The sequence below is a fragment of the Cohnella sp. GbtcB17 genome (genome assembly GCF_019091135.1).
Taxonomy (GTDB): Bacteria; Bacillota; Bacilli; order Paenibacillales; family Paenibacillaceae; genus Cohnella.
Map to the genome: position 1 here is coordinate 1 of NZ_JAGXJW010000584.1, position 228 is coordinate 228.

Genomic DNA, 228 nt, shown 5'->3' on the forward strand with positions numbered 1-228 from the left:
GGATCGTCTTTACTGAGAATGCTTCATTTGTTTGATAAAAAAGATTGGCTGTTAGAGTCTCTTGGTCATCCTCAATTTCGACATGAATCTGTAAATTTTCTGTATCATTCACTGAAAGCACTGGTTGGTGGCTGATGATCGGTGCTTGATTTACACTCTGGTCAATTTGTTTACCTGGCTCTCCAGTTTCCTCATTTATTGTGGGTTCTTCGGGATTTGTGGGTTCTT

General features: G+C 39.9%; 1 protein-coding gene. It reads right to left on the bottom strand.

Features of this window, described 5'->3' with window-relative positions:
• On the bottom strand, nt 1-228 hold a 228-nt coding region (locus KVT38_RS34505; RefSeq protein ID WP_217598175.1), incomplete at both ends, for a hypothetical protein.